The organism is uncultured Senegalimassilia sp., from assembly GCF_934630535.1.
Lineage (GTDB): Bacteria > Actinomycetota > Coriobacteriia > Coriobacteriales > Eggerthellaceae > Senegalimassilia.
This window is the reverse complement of record NZ_CAKTVU010000003.1, coordinates 183426-206610: the sequence shown is the minus strand read 5'-3', so window position 1 is coordinate 206610 and position 23185 is coordinate 183426. Positions and strand designations below refer to the sequence as shown.

The 23185-nt window shown below is 65.5% G+C and carries 20 protein-coding genes; 1 reads left to right on the top strand and 19 read right to left on the bottom strand.

What is annotated here, in order from left to right; translation table 11 throughout:
- Positions 1-24: 24 nt before the first annotated feature.
- From Q0D52_RS03520 to Q0D52_RS03470, 11 genes are all read right to left on the bottom strand, one after another.
- Positions 25-876 carry a TIGR03915 family putative DNA repair protein gene (locus Q0D52_RS03520; protein ID WP_294380175.1) on the bottom strand — a complete coding sequence of 284 codons (852 nt, stop codon included), beginning with the start codon at positions 874-876 and terminating at the stop codon, positions 25-27.
- Positions 873-2345 carry a putative DNA modification/repair radical SAM protein gene (locus Q0D52_RS03515; RefSeq protein ID WP_294380172.1) on the bottom strand — a complete coding sequence of 491 codons (1473 nt, stop codon included), beginning with the start codon at positions 2343-2345 and terminating at the stop codon, positions 873-875. The genes Q0D52_RS03520 and Q0D52_RS03515 overlap by 4 nt, the downstream gene beginning before the upstream one ends.
- Before the next feature lie 86 nt (positions 2346-2431).
- Positions 2432-3391 carry a 4Fe-4S cluster-binding domain-containing protein gene (locus Q0D52_RS03510; RefSeq protein WP_294361904.1) on the bottom strand — a complete coding sequence of 320 codons (960 nt, stop codon included), beginning with the start codon at positions 3389-3391 and terminating at the stop codon, positions 2432-2434.
- Positions 3392-3643: 252 nt separating this feature from the next.
- The gene (locus Q0D52_RS03505) at positions 3644-4621 is read right to left on the bottom strand and encodes an NAD(P)-binding domain-containing protein (RefSeq protein ID WP_294380170.1); all 978 of its coding nucleotides are present in this window, start codon (positions 4619-4621) and stop codon (positions 3644-3646) included.
- A 3-nt stretch (positions 4622-4624) separates the two neighbouring features.
- Positions 4625-5560: a DegV family protein gene (locus Q0D52_RS03500; protein ID WP_294380167.1), complete on the bottom strand. Its 936-nt coding sequence runs from the start codon at positions 5558-5560 to the stop codon at positions 4625-4627.
- A 63-nt stretch (positions 5561-5623) separates the two neighbouring features.
- Positions 5624-6526, bottom strand: coding sequence for a DegV family protein (locus tag Q0D52_RS03495; protein ID WP_294361901.1), 903 nt, complete (start codon positions 6524-6526; stop codon positions 5624-5626).
- 51 nt (positions 6527-6577) lie between these two features.
- Positions 6578-8041, bottom strand: a complete 1464-nt coding sequence (locus Q0D52_RS03490) for a nicotinate phosphoribosyltransferase (protein WP_294380165.1) — start codon at positions 8039-8041, stop codon at positions 6578-6580.
- 60 nt (positions 8042-8101) lie between these two features.
- A complete protein-coding gene (ricT, locus tag Q0D52_RS03485; RefSeq protein WP_294380163.1) occupies positions 8102-9706 on the bottom strand; it encodes a regulatory iron-sulfur-containing complex subunit RicT in 1605 nt (534 codons plus the stop codon).
- 14 nt (positions 9707-9720) lie between these two features.
- Positions 9721-10896: a DNA polymerase III subunit delta' gene (locus tag Q0D52_RS03480; protein WP_294380162.1), complete on the bottom strand. Its 1176-nt coding sequence runs from the start codon at positions 10894-10896 to the stop codon at positions 9721-9723.
- Positions 10897-10901: 5 nt separating this feature from the next.
- Complete coding sequence (gene tmk, locus Q0D52_RS03475; RefSeq protein ID WP_294380160.1) at positions 10902-11801, bottom strand: dTMP kinase; 900 nt, start codon at positions 11799-11801, stop codon at positions 10902-10904.
- Positions 11802-11805: 4 nt separating this feature from the next.
- Positions 11806-12960 carry an NADP-dependent malic enzyme gene (locus tag Q0D52_RS03470; RefSeq protein ID WP_294380158.1) on the bottom strand — a complete coding sequence of 385 codons (1155 nt, stop codon included), beginning with the start codon at positions 12958-12960 and terminating at the stop codon, positions 11806-11808.
- A 330-nt stretch (positions 12961-13290) separates the two neighbouring features.
- On the opposite strand from Q0D52_RS03470, the gene Q0D52_RS03465 reads away from it, so the two are divergent.
- Entirely contained in the window at positions 13291-13728 is a 438-nt protein-coding gene (locus tag Q0D52_RS03465) for a universal stress protein (RefSeq protein WP_294380155.1), read from the top strand.
- A 37-nt stretch (positions 13729-13765) separates the two neighbouring features.
- On the opposite strand, the gene Q0D52_RS03460 is transcribed toward Q0D52_RS03465, so the two are convergent.
- The 8 genes from Q0D52_RS03460 to Q0D52_RS03425 form a co-directional block, all read right to left on the bottom strand.
- Positions 13766-15523 (bottom strand): helix-turn-helix transcriptional regulator, encoded by a 1758-nt coding sequence (locus tag Q0D52_RS03460; RefSeq protein WP_294380153.1) that lies wholly within the window; start codon positions 15521-15523, stop codon positions 13766-13768.
- A gap of 124 nt (positions 15524-15647) precedes the next feature.
- Positions 15648-16202, bottom strand: coding sequence for a hypothetical protein (locus tag Q0D52_RS03455; protein ID WP_294380151.1), 555 nt, complete (start codon positions 16200-16202; stop codon positions 15648-15650).
- A 1-nt stretch (position 16203) separates the two neighbouring features.
- The gene (locus Q0D52_RS03450; RefSeq protein ID WP_294380149.1) at positions 16204-17100 is read right to left on the bottom strand and encodes a CoB--CoM heterodisulfide reductase iron-sulfur subunit B family protein; all 897 of its coding nucleotides are present in this window, start codon (positions 17098-17100) and stop codon (positions 16204-16206) included.
- Positions 17093-18070, bottom strand: coding sequence for a succinate dehydrogenase/fumarate reductase iron-sulfur subunit (locus Q0D52_RS03445; protein ID WP_294380147.1), 978 nt, complete (start codon positions 18068-18070; stop codon positions 17093-17095). The genes Q0D52_RS03450 and Q0D52_RS03445 overlap by 8 nt, the downstream gene beginning before the upstream one ends.
- The gene (locus Q0D52_RS03440) at positions 18071-19783 is read right to left on the bottom strand and encodes an FAD-dependent oxidoreductase (protein WP_294380145.1); all 1713 of its coding nucleotides are present in this window, start codon (positions 19781-19783) and stop codon (positions 18071-18073) included.
- Between the two features lie 12 nt (positions 19784-19795).
- Entirely contained in the window at positions 19796-20353 is a 558-nt protein-coding gene (locus Q0D52_RS03435; protein ID WP_294361889.1) for a Fe-S-containing hydro-lyase, read from the bottom strand.
- A gap of 31 nt (positions 20354-20384) precedes the next feature.
- Positions 20385-21230 carry a fumarate hydratase gene (locus tag Q0D52_RS03430; protein ID WP_294380143.1) on the bottom strand — a complete coding sequence of 282 codons (846 nt, stop codon included), beginning with the start codon at positions 21228-21230 and terminating at the stop codon, positions 20385-20387.
- Between the two features lie 90 nt (positions 21231-21320).
- A complete protein-coding gene (locus tag Q0D52_RS03425; protein WP_294380141.1) occupies positions 21321-22796 on the bottom strand; it encodes an anion permease in 1476 nt (491 codons plus the stop codon).
- Positions 22797-23185: the final 389 nt, after the last annotated feature.

Genomic DNA, 23185 nt, shown 5'->3' with positions numbered 1-23185 from the left:
TTATCCGAGCGTGCGATCGTGGTTTTACAGCCGCTTTTCCGGAAGTATTCCAACAGCGGGCAAAGCGTCCTTTGCATTACCGCCCGTCAGCCCATCACGCAATTCTGTGATATTGCGCCACAGGCGCTTCGGCATGAAATGCCTTCGAAGCTCCGGATGATAGCGCGCGGATATGGACATGGCATCGTAGAACCCTTTCCACGCTGCCTGCATAGCGGCTTCATCCGCCGCATACCGCGGCAGATGCACCTCATCGGTTTGCGCTAAATACCAGCCCGAACCATCGTAGATGCCCGCAACTTGATGAACCTCATCGTAGATGACGAAACGCTCGGTATTGAACCGATCGGCAAACCAATCCATGAGCAGCGGCACCACATTGGCCTTGGGGTTGCACTTCGCGAACCATATGCCGTTTTCAAAGTGCTCGAAACGCAAGAACTGCATCATCAAGTGCCGCTCGTTCATGACCGACCGCTCCAGACGCGCTACGGGACCGGCTATAGGATGTGCGAAGTTCCGTATCAAGCCGCGATTAATGGCAACAGGATGCGCCATGACGAATCGAACGAACCGATACACCGCAATGCCCGCCGAGTAGTCGTCCGACAACGACGTATGCAGCACCGCATCCCAGGCATCCCGACCTGCTTTTCGCACGATGCCCGTCTTCACACGCGCCGCCAATGTCGCATCGGTTTCGATATAGCGCACGCTTTGCCCCAACCGAGGCTGCAACGCGGTCTCGGTCGAAAAGTCTTCGGGCTGCTCGTGCAACGCATATGCTTGGAATATCGCCGTTAGCAGCCCTTCGGTAGTGCCATCGTGCACGTATGCCACATTGTCCAGCGGCTCCCTACCGACATCCAAGCTCATGCGGGCACCTTCTGCCGGCCCTGCAACGCATGCTGCCAACCGAAGATCCCATCGGCCACGCCTTCCTGAACCACCGGCGCCTGCAGCCGCTGCGCTCCTCTCGCGCTGCCGCCCTGCGCGGTCGCCTTATCCCCTGCTCCTATGGCCACACGCCCGACTTCCGACCCGAATAGGCTAAGCTGCCCAGGCAGCACCTTCCCCGAACGGGCGCCATGACGACCGCCTTCGATGGGACTTGCCAGCTGCGCCCGCAAAGCCTCGGGGCAAAACTCCACCCCATTGCCTTGGTATTTCCCGTTGCAGGTGATGAAGTAACGCGCCCGCTTAAAGGCGATTCCCAGCTTTCGAAGCTCCCCTTCCCGCAAGCACGAGCTACGTCGGGCGCGCACGATCAGACGTGCCCCACGCGGACCTATCCCTGGCACGCGTAGCAACACCTCCAACGGAGCCGTGTTCACCTCCACCGGAAACAAATCCAGATGATTCAGCGCCCATGCGGCTTTCGGGTCAACATCCATCTCCAGATTCGGCGCATCGGCGCTGATGATCTCCGACACGTCGAATTTGTAATAGCGCAGCAGCCAATCAGCCTGATACAGCCTATGTTCGCGGTTCAATTGCACCCCAACGTTCTGCGGCAGGCGCTCATCGGAGCTTACCGGCAGATATGCGCTGAAGAACACGCGCTTGAGCTGCAAGGTCTTATATAGCGCCTGCGACAGGTTAAGGATTTGGAAATCGGTTTCTGGAGTAGCCCCTATGATCATCTGCGTGGACTGCCCCGCTGGCACGAACGCACGCCCCCGCTCCTTCGGACGGGTAGATGGCAGATACGTTGTGCTGCGCCGCGATATTCCCCGCGACTCACGATCCTGCGCCATGTTGTCCCTGATTTGACGCATAGGGGCGATGATGCGCTGTTTGGTTTTCTGAGGGCACAGCAAGCTCAAACTTGTCTGGCTAGGTAGTTCAAGGTTCACGCTCATGCGATCCGCAAGATGCCCAAGCCTATCGATAAGCTCCGGCGAGGTTCCCGGCACGACCTTTGCATGGATATATCCGCGAAACCGGTGATGATCGCGCAGCAGCCGCAACGTGCGGATCATAAGCTCGGTGGTATGGTCGGGCGAACCGATGACGCCCGAGCTGAGGAACAGCCCTTCGATATAGTTGCGGCGATAAAACGCCATGGTAAGATCGGCCAGCTCTTCGGGCGTGAACGCTGCGCGCGGTACTTCATTGCTGCAACGGTTAACGCAATATGCGCAGTCGTACACGCAAGCGTTGGTCATGAGCACTTTGAGCAGCGAGATGCAACGCCCATCGGGCGTAAAGCTATGGCAGCATCCTGCACCGAGCGCGTTGCCGACATAACCGGCCTTCGAGCTGCGTTGCAACCCCGACGATGTGCAGGCGACATCGTATTTCGCCGCATCGGCAAGGATCTCCAGCTTCTCCTGCACATCCATGGCTCCCCTTCCACAAACATCCGTACGTGTTATAAGCAACTACTATACTCGTACGCTTGTTCGTGGTCAAGAACGTTTGTGCGATATTATCGCAGAACCCCGGTCAAATCGAATGCAGGGATGAAGCTGTCCTGGGCCGCACCGCCCTGCTGCCAGAAATAGTCGTCGATCCCCAGCGAGTCGGCATAGTCCAGCAGTTCCTCGTATTCCGCATCGGACACGCGTCCGGCCAGCTCGGGACAACGCGCAAGCTGGCGCTTGGCCCATGCATCACCGGCCTTCGCCGTTTCAGCCAGCACCGGCGTGTACTGGTTCATCAACGACAACAGCACATCGCCTCCGAAGCGCTCCCATATCGTGCGCACCACGCGTTTGGAATCTTCCAAAGCCCCAGGCAGCATCAGGTGACGCACCACCACCCCGCGCGTAAGACGCGGCTGGCCTTCGACTTCATCGCCGGCGGGGACGCCCACGCAACGCACCATCTCCTCAAGGGCCGCCAGAGCTACCTGAGGGTAATCTGGCGCCGCAGAATAGCGGCGGGCAAGGCTGCTCGAGCAATATTTGAAATCGGTCAGGTACACGTCCACCGTACCCATATTGTCCCGCACGGCCTGCACCGTCTCATACCCCGAGGTGTTCCAGACCACGGGCAGCGTCAAACCGCGGGCGCGGGCGCGGGCAACGGCAGCGCGAATGTGGGGCGCATAGTGCGTCGGCGTGACGAAATTGACGTTCATCGCCCCCTGCTGCTGCAGGTCAAGGCACATATCGGCCACATCGTCCACGGCCACGGGCACACCTGCGCACCCCGCGGCGATCACCTGGTTCTGGCAGTACACGCACCGAAGCGGGCAGTTCGAGAAGAACACGGTGCCGCTGCCGCGAGAACCGCTGATGGGCGGCTCCTCCCACATGTGCAGCGCCGCACGGGCCACCACCAGCTGCCCTTGCGCCCCGCACACACCGCGTTCGCCAGCAGCGCGATCGACGCCGCACGCCCGCGGGCACAGCTTGCAGCAAGACAACTCTTCTTCGAACTCCATAGCAGATCCCTTCCCTGCTTCCATACACGACCGCTAGCTGAAAGCCCGGCCGCACGCCATGTCCTGACGCGACGCGGCGTTCACCCCTGCCAAGCGAAACCCAAGCCGCCCGGCAGACGAAAAGGCCCGCAACGCGCAACCCGGCCCATGGCGGGCAGCGCCGTCTCAGCGCCTGCGCCCATCCATCCAAACAGCCGGGCAACCGCTTCGCGGGCCCCATGCATTGCTCGATCGCCCTTAACGGGCGAGTACCTAGTTGAAGCCGGGATAAGCCCCCGTCATGCCGTCATCGTCCATGATGCCGGCATCGCCGAAATCGTCGCCCCAGTCGGCATCCTCATCATGGTCATGGTCATGGTCATGGTCGCCGTACGTTTGCTCGGCGCGGGTCCAGTCCAGGCCCTCCTTCGCGCATGCGTCTTCCTCGCGATACACGAGAGACAACGCCGAGGGCGCCTTATCCGACCCGCCGATGATGGCCAGAAGCTCCAGCAGGCGCTGAACGGCCTCGGCCTGCGGCAGGATAAGGTCCGCATCGTCGGCGGTGGTCAACGCCGCGGTCAGCTCGCCCATGAGCATCTCCACGGTGTAGGTGCCATCGAAACGGCCGTCGGTGACGGCTGCCAGCAGCGCATCGCCAGCCGGAGTGAGCGCACCGGCGCGCATACCCGCGATCTCGCCCATGTCCGAAGACGTGCGCACCGCATGGTACAGCGCATCGGCCTCCACGGCAGCGACCAGCTGCGCCGAGGCCTGCAGGCTGTACGCGGCGCGGGCAAGCTGGGCCGAACCCGGGCCGCCGGCATCGGTGATGTGGGCAACCAGCAGGTCGAGAACCTTGCGTGCCGCCTCGACGCAGTCCTCCTCGCCGCCCACGAAGCAGCCCAGGTTCTCACGTGTCGCGAACGCATCGGGCACGGCGACATCGGTGACCACGAGCGGTGCCTCGACGGCGACCAGGTCGGCGACGCAGGCCATGGCGTTGAGCTCGCGGGCGAAGGTGGGCGTGGTGCAGGACAGGTCGATGAGCAGCGTGCCCTTGCTCGCGCCCTGCACGATGCCGTTGTCGCCGAAGTACGCGTCCTCGAGCGCGTTTTGCGCGGTGAAGTAGGTGATGACGGCATCCGCCGCACCCGCATCGCCCACGCGCTGCCAGCCGGCGCCGCACAGGCGATCGGCCACCATATTCCCCACCATATCGTTTCCTGCGAACACGAAAGCCTTCGTCATGGCTTAACCCTCTTTCTTGATCTTGCGGGCGATGCGGTCGGCCACCGAAAGCTCCTCGCGCTTATCGCCGCCCCAAAACACCACGGCCAGCATGCCCGGCCCGACGTGACTGCCGATGACCGGACCGATGCTGCTTTCCAAAAACAGCAGGTTGTCATCCTCTTTCGCCAGCAGCTCCTTCAGACGCGCCGCGTCCTTGGGGCAATCGGCGTTGCCGATGACCACGCAACGGCCCGGCATTTGATCGGTCATGCGCTTCGAGCAGTACTCGGCAAGCTGCCTGATGCCCTTCTTGCGCCCGCGCGCCACGCCCGTCAGCGCAAGCTTGCCCTCGATGCTGATGTTGAGCAGGGGCTTCACGTCAAGCTTCGCGCCCGCATAGGCGACGGTGCTGGGAATGCGGCCGCCGCGGCGCAGCGATTCCAGGTCGTCGACCATGAACTCGGCGTCAACGAAGTAGCGCGCCTCTTCGGCCCATGCGGCCAGCTCGCGCGCCGTCATGCCGTTGTCGCGCTGGTTGAGCGCCTCGTAGACCAGAAGTGCCTCGGCGATAGACGCCAAATAGGTGTCGACCACGTACAGCTCTGCCTCAGGGTGCTCGGCGATCAGCTGATCGCGCACCATCACCGCCGTGTTCAAGCTGCCGGAAAGGCCGCTGGAAAAGCTCAAGTACACCGTGGGGATGCCGCTTTCGATGGCCTTCGAGAACATGTCATGGAACACCGTCACGGGCACCTGCGCCGTAGACGGCTGCAAGCCGGCGCGCATGCCCTCGTAAAACTCGTGCGGCGTGACGCTGCGATACAGATCGTCGCTATGCTCGCCCTTCTCGTCGATATAGGGAAACTCCAGCAGCTGCACGCCGGGACGGTCGATCACCTCGAAAGGGAGGTCGCAGCAGGAGTCGATGATCAGATTGCATTTCGGCTGGGCTTCCATGCATCTCCTTTCGTTGAAACGCCCACGCTCCTCAGGCCGTGGACGGGTTTTCGCTTTGTGCCCCTAAGATGTGCAGGCCAAAGCCGCCTTCGGCCCGGTCAGCTTACCCGAGATGGCATGCGCGCATTCATAGGCGACGCCGACCGCCGGGCCCACATGCAGACCCACCACCGGGCTTACGGGAAGCACGCTGACCTTGCGCCCGAGCAGGGGCTCGATGACCTCGTGGGCCCACTTCACCGCCGGGGCCTTATCGCCGATGTAGTGCACCACCACATCGCGCAGCCCATGCTCCTCGATATCGGCCTTCATGGCCGCCACGATCTTGTCCAGGGCCTTTTTGCGCGTGCGCACCTTGGCGAAGGTGATCGGGGAGCCGTCGCGTACGGCGAGCACCGGCGCCAGCTGGATAAGGTTGCCCAGAAGCGCCGCCGCGCCGCCGATGCGCCCGCCTTTCTGCAGAAACGTCAGGCTTTCCGGCGTGAACAGGAAGCGGGTGCGCTCGATGGCGTCAAGCGCCGCCTGAGCCACGCCGCGCAGGTCCTCGCCCGCATCGCGAGCCGCCACGGCCTCGAGCACGGGGAACGCCTCGTCGAAACCGCACGACTGCGAGTCGATCAACTCCCACTTGAAGCCGATGTTGCGCGCGGCCACCGCGCGGATGGCGCGCAAGGCGCCGTCGTAGGCGCCCGAAAGGCCGGTGGAGATGAAGATGCCGCACACCTGGTCTCCGGCGCGGGCAGCATCCTCGAACACTTCTTCCAGCAAATGCTGGGAAGGCTGGCTTGACGTGGGGATATCATCCACCATGTCGTAGATATCGGCATAGAACGCATCCAAGTCCATGGTTGCGTCCTCGTATTCCCTGCCGTTGCGGTTCACGTACAGCGTGACCACCTGGATATCCAACTGGGCCGCCATCTCCTGCGTGATCGAAGACACGGAATCGGTGATGATCCTGATCATGAATCCCCCTATCGAAAGCGCGACCGAGACGCGCGTACATTACGTTCAACCCTACGCGATACCGCGAAGCTTGCCAACAAGCGCGCGGCGGCGCTCACAAAGACCATACTCCAAGCCCACCGGATAGGTATGGGGGTTGAGCATGCGCTTTTGGCTCTCGTCCAAACAAGCCAGACCTTCGCGGCAACGCCGTTGCGCCTCCATGGCGCTACGGTCGCCTGCGTCGAGCACCACCTGCCCGTTGCGTGCCAGAGGCTCGAGCATCGTGCAGAACCGCTTGCCCGCAAGCTTCTTGCGGCGCATGGAGTCGAGCGGGTCCACGATGACCTGGCGCTCGTCCACGCCGGCGTTCACGTCGAACACCATATCGCCGGCGATGGTACCGTCATCGTTATAGTAGCGACGCACATCGAGCACGCCGGGCACCGTCAGCTTCGCCGCCGACTCGCTGATCTTCAGGCGGTCGACCCATTCCGCCTGCCCCGGAGCGCGTGTTGCCGAAAGCTTGTATACCCCGCCGAGCGTGGGCTGGTCGAACGCGCAGGCAAGCTTGGTGCCAACGCCCCAGCTGCTGACGGGGGCGCCTTCGTCCAAGATGGACTGGATGGTGTATTCGTCCAGGTCGTTGGACAGCACGATGCCGCAATCCTGCAAGCCTGCCTCATCGAGCATGCGGCGCGCCATCTTCGCCAACCAGGCAAGGTCGCCCGAGTCGATGCGGATGCCGGCCAGGCGCTCGCCCCGGGCGCGCATCTCAAGGCCCACGGTGATGGCGTTGCGGATGCCCTGCTCCACGTCGTAGGTGTCCACGAGCAGCACGCAGTTGCGCGGGAACTCGCGCGCATAGGCGCGGAACGCCTCGAGCTCGCTGGGAAACGACATGACCCACGAATGCGCATGCGTTCCCGACACCGGCAGGCCGTAGGTTTTGCCCGCAAGCACATTGGACGTGGATGCGCAGCCGCCCACCACGGCGGCGCGGCTTGCCCACATGCCGCCGCCGGCGCCCTGAGCACGTCGCAAGCCGAACTCGGCGACGGGCAGCCCGTGGGCAGCCAAGCACACCCGAGCGGCCTTGGTGGCGATGAGCGTTTCGAAGTTAACGCAGTTCAGAAGCGCCGTCTCGATGAGCTGGCAATCCATGATGGGGCCCATCACGCGCACGATCGGCTCGTGCGGGAACACCACGGAGCCCTCGACCACGGCATCGACGTCCACACGCAGCGAGAACGTGCGCAGGTAATCCAGAAACGCGGGCTTGAACAGCCTGCCCCCGCCGGGCGCATCAAGGCTTGCCAAGTACTCCACGTCCTCGGCGCTGAACGCGAACCCGTCGATAAGCTCGGCGAGCTGGTCCATTCCGCAAGCGATGGCGTAGCCGCCACGGAAGGGATAGTCGCGGAAATACGCATGGAAGCACGCCTGCGTGGCGCCCTGCCCCGTTTCCCAATACCCTTGCGCCATGGTCAGCTGATACAGATCGGTGAGCAGCTCGTGACCGTTTTCCCCGTGCACGTTGATACCTCCTGACGAAGGCGCCCCCGCTTGTTGCCGAAGCGGGGGCGCGAGATGCTGCTAGTTACCTTGCGCGGAGCCCTGGCCCTCGCCGGCGCCTGCGGCTTTGTGGCTGCGGCGACGGGCGCGACGATGCTGACCGGGAGCCTGGCCCTCCTGGCCGCCCTCGCGCTGCTTGCGCTGACCGCCCTGGTCGGGACGGGGGCCCTGCGCCAGGCCCGAGGACTTCTGACCCGGGCGGACGCGAGCTTTGGGCCCTTGATTGTCGGGCTTGCCGCCGCGCTGGGCATCGGAGCCGCCCTTGGGGCCCTGACCGCGCTTGCCCGCCTGCTGGGAGGAGCCGGGCTGCTTGCCGCCCTGGCCCGACTGCTGCTTGGCGTCCTTGCCGCCCTGGCTGCGGCGCTTGCTCGGCTGCATGCCGCGACGCTTTGCCTGGCCTTCCTTAGGCTGCTTGCCGTCCTGGTTGGACTGCTTGCCCGCGGGTGCCGCGTTGGCAGACTGAGCGGAATCGGCGCGCGGAGCTTGATTCTCCCCGCCCTGCGCGGCACCGCCCGACACCTTGGTGGAGCGGCGGCGACGCGGCTTGCGCGCGGGCTGTGCCGCGGCAGCCTTCTGCTGCTCGGCGTGCTCGCCCTTGCCGCGGCCGCGCCTGCTGGAACGGCCGGGCTTGGCCTCGGCGGCGCCGTCGGCCTTCTTGCCGCCCGAAACGTGACGCACGCTGGCGCGATCGGCAAGCTTGTCCTTGCCCGACAGCTGCGGCGTTGCCATGGCCGCGGCCGCGCCGAAGGCATCGCCGGGCTGCTCGCTCAACGCGCGCTCCCAAGCCTCGCATCCCACGCACTTCGGACGGGCGCCCTCCTCGGGCGCGTCGAAATCGGAAAGCGGGACGCCCACGGGCTTCTCACCCTCGATGCGCAGCGACACCACTTCGCGCGGGACGTCCAAATCCACCACCTTCGCCGTACCGTCCGGCGTTTCCACCTGGGCGTTCTTCTTCGGCGCACGGCTCTTGAAGTCCTTGTAGGCATCGTATTCGTAGCGTAGGCAGCACATGAGCCTGCCGCACACGCCCGAGATCTTCTGCGGGTTCAGCGACAGGTCCTGTTCCTTGGCCATGCGGATGGACACCGGGCAGAACTCTCCGCCCAGGCGCTTGCAGCACAGCTCCTGGCCGCAGTGGCCCAAGCCGCCCACCATGCGAGCCTCATCGCGAACGCCGATCTGGCGCATGTCGACGCGCACATGCAGGCGCGATGAGAGCGTGCGCACCAGCTCGCGGAAGTCGACGCGGTTCTCGGATTCGAAGTAGAACACCGCTTTGTCGCCGTCGAACAGGTACTCCACCGAAACCGGGCGCATCTCCTCGGAGGCCTTCGCAGCAAGCTCCTTGAACACGGGAAGCGCCTCGGCGGCGCGCGCCTCGAGCTCGGCCTGCTTGGCGCGATCTTCGCCGTCGGCGACGCGCAGCACGGGCTTCAGGGGGGTTTTCAGCTTCTTGACCTGGTCTGACGTTGCCTCGAACGCCGGTTCGGGCATATGACCGAACTCGGTTCCCCGGGCGGTTTGGACCACGACGTCGCATCCGGCGTGCAGTTCCAGCTCGCCCGCATCGAACCACAGCGTTTTGGGGTTGTAGGGCAGGTTGACAGGCGCTATGCGGACCATGGCGCTCCTTCTTTCTATCTGGTATACGCCCGCGGCGCCGCGTTGGGCAGCGCACGGCCGTACAGTATGTCGCGAACCTCGAGCAGCATCGCGTCGATGCACGTCTCAGGAGATACATTATAAGAGATGGCGGCGTCGCATCGGCGCACGGCCGCGATGGCGGCTGCGGCGCGTGCTGAGTCGGTGCGCGCCGCAGCTTCCTCGATAGAGGGCCTGACATCGGCGTTGACCACTTGATCGGGCGCGCCCGCGGCCTGGGCCATGACGTCGCGCAGCCACGAGCGGGTGATGCCCGTGAGCTGGCGCAGCGACTCGGCGGTCTTGGCCGTGAGCTGGCGCTTGTTGCGCGCCTCGATCTGGCGGATGGCCGACTTCGCCAAAAAGTCGGCGTTCTCGGCAAGCTCGGCCTCCTGCTCGGCGCGCACGGTGTCGAGCGGAAGCTTCACGCGCACAACCAAATCGGCGGCGAACCCGATAACATCCCAGTCGTCGGCGCGGCGCAGGCACGCCAGCACCTCGAGCACCCGGGCACGGAACTCCAAGCGCTCGTTGGACTTCAGGAACTCCACCGCGCGGGTGATGGAGCCGTCGCAGGCCTGCAGCGCCACGCGCGCCTGCTCGGGGCTTGCGCCCGAGTTCTGCACCACGATGCCCGCAGCCTCCGAAACCGGGATGGTACGGAACGGCACCACCTGGCAGCGCGAGACGATGGTGGGCAGCACGCTTTCGCGGGTACGCGCGAGCAGGATGAGCACCACGTCGGCGGGCGGCTCCTCGAGCGTTTTCAGGAACGCGTTTGCCGCCTGCACGCCGAGCAGGTCCACGCGATCGAGGATGTAGACCTTGCGATCGGCCTGGATGGGGGCCAAGGCCGTGTCGGCCACGATACCGCGCACCTGCTCGACCAGGTAGCCGGCAGCGCCCTCGGGCTCGAACATGCGCACATCGGGGTGTTTCTTGCGCATGATACGCCCGCAAGTGTCGCACGCGCCGCAGTTGCCGCCGCGAGGGCCCTTGGGGCCTTTCGGGCACATGATGCCCTGGGCGAAGGCGAGCGCCGCAAGCGTCTTGTTCGAGCCTGCCGGCCCGCAGAACAGGTACGCGTGGCTGACGCGCCCCGATGCCACGGTGGCGCGAAGGAACTCGCGCACCTGAGGCTGGCCCAAGATGTTCTCGAATGCGTCTGCCATAAGCGCTACTGCTGCTCCTTGCCCGAACGCTCCGCACGAGGCGCCGATGCGGGATCCTCGCGATAGTCCACGCGGCCCTCATGGGTGCGATGCACGTCAAGGCGCTCGAAGTAGGCCTCGTTGGCGCGCACGAAATCGCCCATCCACGGAAACAGGTCCGCCAGCTGGGCAAACACCTGCACGGCCGTATGCGATTTGCGCCCGTTCGAACGCACCAGGCGCACACGGCGCGGGTTCTTTTCCGCAATCTCCAAAAACGCCGCGTTCACGCGGGCATGGAAGTCCTCGCCGGCGCGTTCCATGCGATCGGCCCCGGCGCGGCGCGTGGCGCGCTCGAGGCCCTCGGCGGCGCTTGCCGCCACCAGCAAGATGGTGCGATCGGGCACGATGCCCTGGCATGCGAACGCGTTGGCCGCCTCCACGAACGCACGGTCAAGCCCGCGCCCATAGCCTTGATAGGCCACGGTGGAATCGGTGAAGCGGTCGCACAGCACCACAGCCCCGCGCTCGAGCGCCGGGGCTATGACCTGGCTGACCAGCTGCGCGCGTGCCGCCTCGAAGACGAGCAGCTCGGAAGCATCGCAGATATCGGAGTTCGCCGGGTTCAGCACCACGCCGCGCAGCTGCTCGCCCACCTCGGTGCCGCCGGGCTCGCGAAGGCACACGACCTCGCGGCCCATGGCGGAAAGGGCGTTGGCCAGAAAGCGGATATGGGTGGTCTTGCCGGCGCCGTCGCCGCCCTCGAACGTGACGAACACGCCGCGCTCGGGCGCCTGCTCTGCGGAAAGCCCCTGATCGGCAGCTTGTGCAGGAGCAGCCGGGTGCACCGGGGCGCCCGAGGCCGGACGGCCCTCGCGCATCATCGGCACCTCGCTCACGATGCCCGTGTTGCGGATATCGGCCACGTTGCTATCCCTGCACGGCGCCGGCCACGGCGGCCGCCACGGCTTCCACGGCGCGCGGGTCGAACGGCTCGGGCATGATGAAGTCCTCGCACAGCTCGTCATCGGAGACGAGCGCGGCGAGCGCCTCAGCGGCGGCCAGCTTCATCTGCTTCGTGATGCGCGTGGCGCGCGACTCCAGGGCGCCCTTGAAGATGCCGGGGAACGCCACCACGTTGTTGATCTGGTTCGGGAAATCCGAGCGGCCGGTGCCCACCACGCGGGCGCCGGCGGCGCGGGCCACGTCGGGGAAGATCTCGGGCGTGGGATTGGCCATAGCGAACAGGATGGCGTCGGAGTTCATGGACTTCACCATCTCGGCGGACACGATGCCCGGGGCGGACACGCCCACGAAGACGTCGGCGCCGCGCATGGCGTCGGCCAGCGAGCCTTGCTCATCGTTGAGGTTGGTGGTGGCGAGCATAGCGCGCTGGGCCTCGTTGATGCCCTCGGAACGCGAGTTGATGATGCCGCACTTGTCGCACAGGATAAGGTTCCTGAAGCCGTAGTTGAGCAGCAGCTTGGCGATGGCGATACCCGCCGAGCCGGCGCCGTTGACCACCACGCGGCACGCTTCCTTCTGCTTGCCCGTCAGGCGAAGCGCGTTGATGACGCCGGAGAGCACCACGATGGCGGTGCCGTGCTGGTCGTCGTGGAACACCGGGATGTCGAGCTCGTCGATCAGACGGCGCTCGATCTCGAAGCAGCGCGGCGCGGAGATGTCCTCAAGGTTGATGCCGCCGAAGCTGGGGGCAAGGCGCTTGACGGTCTCGACGATCTCGTCGACGTCCTGCGTGTCAAGGCACAGCGGGACGGCGTTCACGCCGCCGAAGGTCTTGAACAGCGCGCACTTGCCCTCCATGACGGGCATGGCCGCGGCCGGGCCGATGTTGCCCAGGCCGAGCACGGCAGAGCCGTCGGAGACGACGGCCACGGTGTTGGCCTTCATGGTGTACTTGTACGCATCGGAAGGGTTCTCGGCGATCTTGCGGCACGGCTCGGCGACGCCGGGGGTGTAGGCCAGCGCCAGGTCCTCGCGCGTTTCGATCCTCATCTTCGGGACGGTTTCCAGCTTGCCCTGCCACTGCTCATGCAAACGCAACGATTCCTGCGCGATATCCATGCTGCTCCATGCACCTTTCCCTATGCACGGCGCCGGCGGCGCCGTTTAACGTGAGTGTTCCCGCCCCTTGCGGAAAGCGGTTGTCCTGGTAGGGATTATACCCCTTGCATCTTGCCGCCCGCACACCATGCCCGCTCTCCCCGAAAAACGCCCATGAGGTGTGTTTCGCCCGATGAGCTGGGGGCGTACAAACGATAGGTAAGCGAATACGGGAAAAGCGGCCGAGCCCTCGGGCCGCGAGGAAGCGCAAAACCCGGCGATCCTCGGGCCGCCCCGCGAAACCGAGCGCGATCGAAGCGCAGCGTCGGCGCGAAGATGAAAGGAAACGACATGGAAGAAACCCGCAAGCGCGTGTTCGCCGCGCTCGACGACGGCAAGACGATGCGCCTTGTGGCACAGCGGGCGGTCCGCATCGCCCACGACGAAGGCGCGGCTTTGCGGCTCGGGCACATCGTGGACGCCCTGCCGACCGATGCGAGCGTCGCGAACCATGCGGCGCTATCCGATTCGGTGCGCAGGCGCCTGTGCGCGGACCTAGCCGATGTGCTGGCGCTGGCAAAGGCGTCCGAGCGCATCCCGTCGGTGGAGGTGTGCGTGGCCGCGGGCCCGGTGAAGCAGACGCTCACGAGCAGGCTCATCCTTCCCTGGGACCCCGACACGGTGGTTTGCGGGTCGCGCGGTTTAAGCAAACTGGGGTATGCGCTGTCAGGCTCGGTGAGCGCCCACCTGGTGCGCACCCTGCGCTGCGACGTGCTGGTGGTCCGCTAAGAGGCCGAGCCGGCACGCGCGCCGCGGGGAGGGGCGCTCACCGCGCGATGAGCGCCTCGACCATATCGATGATCTCCTGCTTGCCGTGCACATCGAGCTTCGTGTAGATATGGCGGATGTGCATCTTGAGCGTGTTGCGCGAGATGACAAGCTCCTGCTCCATGAACGGCATGTTGCGGCCATGGGCGATAAGCCCCAGGACCTCGCGCTCGCGCGCCGTCAGGCGATACGTGCGCGCAATGGTGTCGCAAGGCGCGGAAACCGGGTCGACAGGCGCTTGCCCGGGCTGCGGCGAGGCGCTATCGGGCATGAAAGGCACCGGCACCCTGGCCGAGGTCGCCGCGCCGTCCCCGGCCGCCTCGCGCGCGGAGCCCCGATCGGCCCCTGCCCCGGCCGCGCGCTCCACCGCCTGCAGCGCAGCTTGCGAACCGGCAGCCGCACCGCCTGGCGCAGCGCAAGCGCCGGCACCGGCAGCCGCCGGCAAACCATCGCCGCCATCCTGCTCAGAGTAAACCGCATCGCCCGCCCCGGCGGTCCCGATGCCGTACTCCGAAACATCCCCGGCGCCCGCGAACGGCGCCTGCAATCCCGGGAACTTCAACAACACCACCAGAAGCACCATGTACACGAACACCATGAGCTGCTCGCTGGCGAACATCGCCTCGGCAGGCGAGGCCGCCAGCACCACGCCGGCGGCGACCACCAACGTGCCCAGCAGATGACCCGCCGCGGCGGCAAGGCGCATCGCCGCCGCCGCCTCGAGCGTCTCGATGCTGTTGCGCGCCGCCCAAACCACAAGCGCCCACGACACCACCTCGAACAGCGAAGTGCCCAGGCCGCACATCACCTGCTCAAGCCCCGGCAACGCCCACGCGATCGACGGCGCCAGCAAGATGCCGACCGCCGTGCACAGCAAGGCGCCGTAGAACACGTGCTCGATGCGCAGGCCGCGCCAGGCGAGGGCGACGACCAGCAACACGAGCAACGTCGCGAACGACGCGGGATCGCCATGGGGATCGCCGCCGGTGAAGCCGTTGCGCAAAAAGCCCAGCATCATGGCGGAGAACACCAGCATGATGACAAAGCCCGGGGTGACCACCTTCGCCATGGGGCGCTTCACCACGCCGGGCACGGAAAGCGCGGCCGGAACGGGAGAGCGTTTTTCAGACCCGCGTCCGACAGGCGCGCCGCCGAAGCCGAGCATGGCGAGCAGCAGGGAGGCGCAAAGCAGCGCACCGGCCGCGCTCACGATGCCGTACGCCCCCAACGCTGCAGCCACCTGCTGCTGCGATGCCAGCGAGTACAGCGCGAACGCGCCCAGCATCCCCAGCGTGCAGGCACGGACCACCATGACGCCGTCAAGCCGGGCGAACAGGCACACCAGCCCCACGCTCACCGGGGCGCCGATCGTCTTCACCATGAAAAGCGACAAGACGCCCAACGCCGTCCATGCCGCGCCGCCGCGCTCAAGGCCGGGCATGACGAGCAGCATGCACAGCGCCCCGACTGCGAACAAGACCATGCCGGCGGTGGCGGCAACGCCGAACAGCCAGCGCACATCCCCGTTCCCGCGACGGGAGAACCGCCGCGCTATCAGGAAGAACGCGAAATACACCACGCAGGTGCACACGCGCATGGCAAGCGTTCCGGCTTCCGACCCGTTCGTGCCGAGCAGCTGCCCATCCGAGAGCCAGATGCCGCCGAACATGCACGAAAGGCCCAACACGGCCGCAAACGCCGTGCGCACATCGGAGCCGCGCGACGGCGTGCCTCCGTTATCCTCAGACCAAACCATCCCGTCATCCTTCCCCTGCGCCTAAAAACGGCGCCCACGTAAAACGCGGCAAACCCCCGACGCGATGCGCCGGGGGCAGATCCACGATTTCGCCGATGATATCATGCCTGAAACCCGGCTTATGTTACGCGCCGGCCAAATCCTTCAGCGCCGCCTGCTCGGCGACGTGCCGATACGCGCTCACGCGCATACATTCCTCAAGCTGCGCGACCACCTCGGGAAACTCCTCAAGGCCATCGCGCCATTGCACGCCCGAGGCGCCCGCCGCCGCCCTGCCGGACTCGACGCGCGCCCAACGCCCGTCGGCGTCGGCCTGGAAATAGCCGGTCACGCACGCATCGCCTTCCGAAAACGGCTCGCCGTCGGAATACAGCATCCCCGGGCATATCATGGCGTCGCCCAGCGCATCGTGCGCCCAGTCCTGACCGGACGGGACCACGTAGGCGGCATCGACGCCGGCAAGGAGCACCAGCTTCGCCTTCTGCTCCAACACAAGGCCCTCTTCCAGGCCCGCATCGTCGACACGCACCTCGCCGGCGTCCGTCAGCTCGCCCGCGTCCCGCATATGGCCGGCCAGCTCATCGAGAAGCTCGCCCGTGCGGGGATCCTCCACGCGCAACGGCCTGCCGCGGCGCGCGTCGCGCACCGCGGCGGTCACCGACACCCCGGCCGCGCCCATATCAGGACGCCAGCTTCCGGGAGAGCATCTTGGTGGCGTTGACCATATGGCGGTTCACCGCCATCTCCTTGGCGGTGAAGCCCAGGGCCAGGCCCACCAGCTGCGGCAGGTGCAGCGTCGGCATGGTGATGTCGGCCTCGTAGCCCTTCTGCGCATCCGCCTGCCACATGTCGATGGCCATATGGCACAAAGGACAGGGCGTGACCAGGCAATCCGCGCCGGCGTCCTTCGCCGTCAGGCAGCTCACGCCGTTGGAGAGCAAAGCCTCGCGCTCAGCCGGGTAGATGCTGTGGAACCCGCAGCACGCCAGGCGCTGCTCGAAGTCCACGTTGTTCGCCCCGAGCGCCTCTGCCAGCATCTCCATGGAGCGCGGGTTGCGCGGGTTCTCGAAGCCCATCACGTCGGGCGGCATGAGGATATGGCATCCGTAGAAGTTCGCCACCGACAGGTTCTCCAACGGGTTGACCACGTGGCGGGCAAGCTCCTTCAAGCCGTACTCCCGCTCATCGACGAGCACCCAGAGGTAATGCGTGATCTCGCACGTGCCCTTGTACTCCAGCCCGCTTTCCGCAAGCGCCTCGTTGACCTTCGCGCGAAGCTCGGCATCCTCGTCCAGGCGCTTTTTCGCCGTGCGGAGCATAAGCGTGCAGGTATTGCATACGGTGAGGATGCGATCGAAACCGGCAGCCTCTGCAAGCGCGATGTTGCGCGCGTTCACGGCGACGCCGAGAAAGTCGTCGATGTCTTGGATCTGGGCGGCGCCGCAGCACGTCCAGCCTTCGATCTCCTCAAGCTCGATGCCCAGGCGCTCGCAGGTCTTGAGCGTGGCGATCTTCAGCTCGCCCGCAGCGCTTTCAAGCGTGCAGCCCGGGAAGAACGCATAGCGATGCTTAGCCACGGGACACCTCCTTCTCGTCGCAATCGCGCGGCTGCTTGGCCGCGAACTCGTACAGTCGGCGCACATCGTCGATGCCCTTGACCGGGCGCGGCATGTGCAGCGGATTCATCTTGCCCGCCGCCACCATGCGCACCGCGAAGGGCGTGCGGTTCACCGCCGTCTTGACCATGCCCTCGGTGCGCAGGGCCAGCATCGTCTCGTTGAGCAGGCCCGTTCGCTTCACATCGTTGTAGAAGCTGTACGCGTGGCGCGCGCCCTCGGACTTGGTCTGGCCCATGGACAGCGCACGGCGGCGCAGATAGCTGATCTCCTCGGCCACCGGGATGTGCTTGGGGCACTTCGTCGAACACTGCTGGCAGTGGATGCACTTCCACAGGTTGTTCTCGAGCGCCGCCAGCACGCGCTTGCCGTGATCGCCGTCGCGGCTGTCGCGCTCGAAGCGGTACGCCTTGTTCATCATGGCAGGCGGCAGGTAGGTGCCGTCGTCATAGGCAAGCTCGCGGCATTCGGAGATGCAGCTGCCGCACAGCACGCAGTCGGCGGGCTTGGCGATAAGGTGGAACTGCTCGGGCATCTGCAGGTGGTCCTTGCGGTCCTTGTGCGGGCACATCCAGGCCTCCACCTTGCGCATCTTGTCGGCGATGCCGTCGAAGTTCACAACCAGATCGCGCACGACGGGCAGGTTGTTCAGCGGCTCAAGGTACAGCTCGTCGGTGCCGAAGGTTTCCAGCAGCGTATCCAGCTGCGTCTCGCATGCAAGGAAGGCGTTGCCGTTGACCTGCACGGCGCAGCTGCCGCAGATGGCGTGGCGGCACGCGCTCGTGAAGCACAGGCTGGCATCCTGCTCCTCGCGGATCTTCGTAAGGCAGCCCAAAAGCGTGTTCTTCTCGTAGGGGATGGAATACTCCTGGTTGAACGCGCGCTCGCCATCGAAGCGGCGCACGTTGAAGGTGATCATGCGGTCTGCCATTTAGTACTTCCTTTCCTCGGGCGCGAACTTCGTCACGCGCACGGGGCGGTACCCCAGCGTGAAGGCGCCATCGGAGCTGAGCGACACCAGCGTATGCGCCAGGAATCTCTCGTCGTCGCGGACCGGGTAATCCTCGCGCGAATGCGAGCCGCGGCTCTCGGTGCGGGCGCGGGCGCCCATGCACACCGTCTTGGCGATGGACAGCACGTTGCCCAGCTCCACGTAGTTCATGAACGCCTGGTTGTACACCTGGGAGTCGTCATCGATGCGCGCGTCGGCGTAAGCCGCCATGCACTCGTCCACCACGGCCTCGGCGGCCGCCATGCCCTCCTCGGTGCGGAAGATGCCCACGCCGTTCCACATGGCCTCGGCCATGCGGTCGCGGATGGCGAACATGGGCTCGCCGGTGCGCTTTGCGCGCACGGCGCGGAAGCGCTCGTCCCATTGCCGCTCAAGCTCCTTGAGGCGATCGGTGCCCGCGAAATCGCGGCGGCGCGCCGTCTCGGCGGCGCCGATGCCGGCCTGCTTGCCGAAGAACACCACCTCGGACACGGAGTTGCCGCCCAGGCGGTTCGCGCCGTGCACGCTGATGCAGCTGCACTCGCCCGCCGCGTGCAGGCCGTCGACGGCCGTGGCGCAGGTGCGGAAGTCGACCACGTCGATGCCGCCCATCATGTAGTGGTTCGAGGGGCGGATGGGCACGGGGTCGGTGATCATGTCCACGCCCTCGAACGCCATGGCAAGCTCGCGGACCTGCGGCAGGCGCTCCATGATGCGCTCGGCGCCCAGATGGCGCAGGTCCATGAGAACATAGCTTCCCATGCCCTGCCCGAAGCCGCGGCCTTCCTTGATCTCGGTCTCGATGGAGCGCGCCACCAAATCGCGCGGGCCCAGCTCCATCTTCTCGGGGGCGTAACGCGCCATGAAGCGCTCGCCCTCGTTGTTGATGAGGTAGCCGCCCTCGCCGCGGCACGCCTCGGAGAGCAGCACGCCCGTCGACGCCAGGCCCGTGGGATGGAACTGCACGAACTCCGGGTCCTTGATGGGCACGCCGGCGCGCAGGCACGCCGCCACACCGTCGCCGGTCATGTTCGTGGCGTTGGTGGTTCGGCTCCAGTACACGCGGCCGAACCCGCCGGCGGCGATCACCACGGCCTTGGCCTGGAAGGTCTCGATCTTGCCGCGGCGCAGGTCGATCGCCACGACGCCCTGCAGCTGCCCGTCGACCTGGGCGATGTCGAGCAGGTTGTGCTCGTCCAAAAACTCCACGCCGTTTTTCACGCAGTTCTCGTACAGCGCGTGCAGCACCACGTGGCCGGTCTTGTCCGCCGAGTAGCAGCAGCGCGGATGGCTTGCGCCGCCGAACGGGCGCTGCGCGATGCGGCCCTGCTCATCGCGCGAATACGGCACGCCCATGCCCTCGAGCTCGAGCACCAGCTCGGGCATGCCGGACACGAAGAACTCCACCGCGTCCTGGTCAGCCAGAAAGTCGCTGCCCTTGACCGTGTCGTAAAAATGGCTCTCGATAGTGTCCGTCTCGTCGCGATAGCCCAGCGCCGCGTTCATGCCGCCCTGCGCCGCGCCGGTATGGCTGCGGGTGGGGAACACCTTCGTGAGCACCGCCACGGACAGGTCGCCGCCGCGCGATGCGTTGAGCGCGGCCGCCATGCCGGCGCCGCCGGCGCCCACGATGACAACGTCGTACGTCTTCACCTTAGCGTCCCCCTACTCCATGCGGTACTTGGCCACGCCCTGCTCGTACAGGTTGTTGCCCTCGGCATCGATCACCACGATGCACGGGTAGTTCTCCACGCGAAGACGGCGCACGGCCTCCGGACCCAGGTCGTCGAACGCGATGACCTCGCACTCCTTGACGCTGTCGGCGATGAGCGCCGCCGCGCCGCCGATGGCCGCGAAGTACACCACCTTGTTCTTCACCATGGCCTCGACCACCTCGGCAGAGCGCGGGCCCTTGCCGATCATGCCCTTCAAGCCCTGCTCCATCATGGCCGGGCTGTACTTGTCCATGCGGCCGGAGGTGGTGGGGCCGCACGATCCGATGACGCGGCCGGGCTTTGCCGGAGTGGGGCCGGCGTAGTAGATGACCTGACGATCCCAGTCGACGGGCAGCTGCTCGCCGGCGTCGATCATCTCGACCATGATCTTGTGCGCGGCGTCGCGGCCGGTGTAGATGATGCCGGAGATGTTCACCATGTCGCCGCACTTGAGTTCGGACAGCACCTCGTCGGTCAGCGGCGTGCAGATGTTCTTTGCTTGTGCCATAACTTGCTTCTCCTTGATCGTATGCGAAAACCTACAGAACGACTTCCTTGTGGCGGGCGGCGTGGCAGTTCAGCGTCACGGCAACCGGCATGGTGGCGATATGCGTGGGATACGTCTCGATCTGCACGGCCAGCGCGGTGTTGCGGCCGCCGAAGCCCTGCGGGCCGACGCCGGACTTGTTGATCTCCTTGAGCAGCTCGCGCTCGATGGCGGCGTACTCGGGGTTGGGGTTGGGCGCGCCGGCCTCGCGGCGCAGCGCCATCTTCGACAGCTGCATGGCCTTATCGGCGTTGCCGCCGATGCCCACGCCCACCACCGTCGGCGGGCAGGGGTTGCCGCCGGCGTTGACCACGGCATCCACGATGAAGCGCTTCACGCCCTCCAGGCCGTCGGCGGGTTTGAGCATCTTGAGCTGGCTCATGTTCTCGGAACCGGCCCCCTTCGGCATCACGGTGATGCGCAGCTCGTCACCGGCGACGAGCGAGGTGTAGATGATGGCGGGCGTGTTGTCGCCGGCGTTCTTGCGGTTGAGCACAGGGTGATTCACCGTGGACTTGCGCAGGTAGCCGTCGATGTAGCCCGCGGCGACGCCGGCGTTGATGGCATCGTCGAGCAGGCCGCCGGCGATGTGCACCTCCTGGCCGATCTCCACGAACACGATGACCATGCCGGTGTCCTGGCACATGGGAACGTTGTTCTCACGGGCGATCTTGATGTTGCGGCAAATCTTCTCCATCGCGTAGGTGCCGAACTCGCTCTCCTCGGTCTCAGTGGCCTGGCAGATAAGCTTCTCCACGTCGCGAGGCAGGTCGCAAGCGGCCTCGATGCACAGGCGTCGCACCTCGGCGGTGATGTCGGCAACGTTGATTTCCTTCATGAGATGTCCTTTCGTAAGAGGGCCGCCCGCCTTGGGGAAGACGGCCCGTTTCCCGTCTTGGTTGCTAGCGGTTTTCGCAAAACGCGCGGCCTACCACAGGCCGAGCACCTTCCACCACATGCCGCCGATACCCAGCCAGATGACGATGTTGAGCACCGACACGATCGCGCCCATAACCCACCATTTGCCCTGGGTCACATAACCAGCGCCGAACAGAATCGGAGCCGGACCTGCGCCGTAATGGGTGAGCGAGCCCATCAGGTTTCCGAAGAAGCCGAGCACGAGCGCCGTGAGCATCGCGGGCGCGCCGGCGGCTATGGCCACCGTCAGAAACGCCGCGTACATGGCGGTGACGTGGGCGGTGGCGGAGGCGAACAGGTAGTGGCTGAAGAAGTAGGCCAGCGCCAGGATGAGCAGCGCAACCACCCAGTTCATGCCGCCGACGCTGCCTGCCATCAGGTTGCCGAACCACGGGATAAGGCCGAGCGTGTTCAGCTGCCCCGCCATCATGACCAAGGCGGAAAACCATACGAGCGTGTCCCACGCGCCCTTCTCGTTCTTCACGTCGTCCCATGTAAGGACGTTGGTCAGCAGCAGAACGGACAAGCCGATGAAGCCGGTGGTGGTTGCGGAGAGGCTGATAGCGCTTCCGGCGATCCACAGGATCAGGATGAGCGCGAAGACGAAGATCATCTTCTTCTCGGCGCTGGTGACAGGGCCCATTTCGGAGAGCTTCGCACGGGCGACCACGGCGGCGTCGGGAGTTTCCTTGACCTCTGGCGGGTTAAGTTTGTAGAGCACCAGCGGCACCACGATGAGCGCGACCAGGCCGGGCACGAGCGCGGCGATGCACCAGCCCACCCAGGTGATCTCGATGCCCGCCGTATCGGCGGCAAGCTGCACCGCCAAGGGGTTCGCGGCCATGGCGGTGACGAACATGGCGGAGGTGATCATGTCGCCCTGGAACGCTGCAAGGTGCAGAAAAGAACCGATACGACCCGCCGTGCCATCTTCGGCGCGGCTGCCGAACGTATGGGAAAGGGACTGCACGATAGGCCACACGATGCCGCCCGCGCGAGCCGTGTTCGACGGCATGGCCGGGGAAAGCACCAGGTCGGTGGCAATGAGCGAATATGCCAGGCCCAGCGTCTTCTTGCCGAACTTCTCCACGAAGATATAGGCCACGCGATTGCCTAGGCCCGTTTTGATGAAGCCGCGGCTGATGAAGAACGCGATGACGATGAGCCAGATCGTGGTGTTGGAAAAGCCCGACAGGCTATCCTTCAAGCCGACCGTGCCCGTGAGCACGCTGACGGTGATGGCCATGATGGCGATGGCGCCCATCGGCAGCGGCTTGATGATCAGGCCCACGATGGTGGCGGCGAAGATGGCGAACATATGCCAGGCCTTCGCATCGAGGCTGGTGGGCACCGGGCACAACCACAGCGCAACGCCCACGGCCAACATGATGATCAGCATCGGCCAGTTGACGCCCGTCTTCCCTCCCGTCCTCTGCTTGGCGCGCGCCGCCTTGGTTCGCGCACCGAACTGTGCAACTGCTTCCACGTGCATTCCTTTCCTTTCGATTCCGCCGCCCGTCGATCCGGCGATCGACCCACGGGCGGCGGACATGAAGGCTAGCGCGACGGTAAGGAGGATCCCGCGATGCCGGCGTACCATGCGCCGCACCGTCGAGCCCGCCGCGCCCGGCCACGCCCCTCGGCGGCCGTTCGCTGGGATGCATGGTGCCTGGAACCGTGGCTAACTTCCCACACCCGCCGTGGGTGTACTTCAACGTTTGCCCAGTTGGAAGGCGATAAAACACCCACCACCCCACCCACCATGGGTTCGTTGGGAAACTCCGGGACACCCCTGGCCCAAACGCCGATACCCATCGAAAGGCAGGCGAGAAAGCCCCGCCATCCCCGGATTGCGTGGAGTTCGCCCACCGGCGC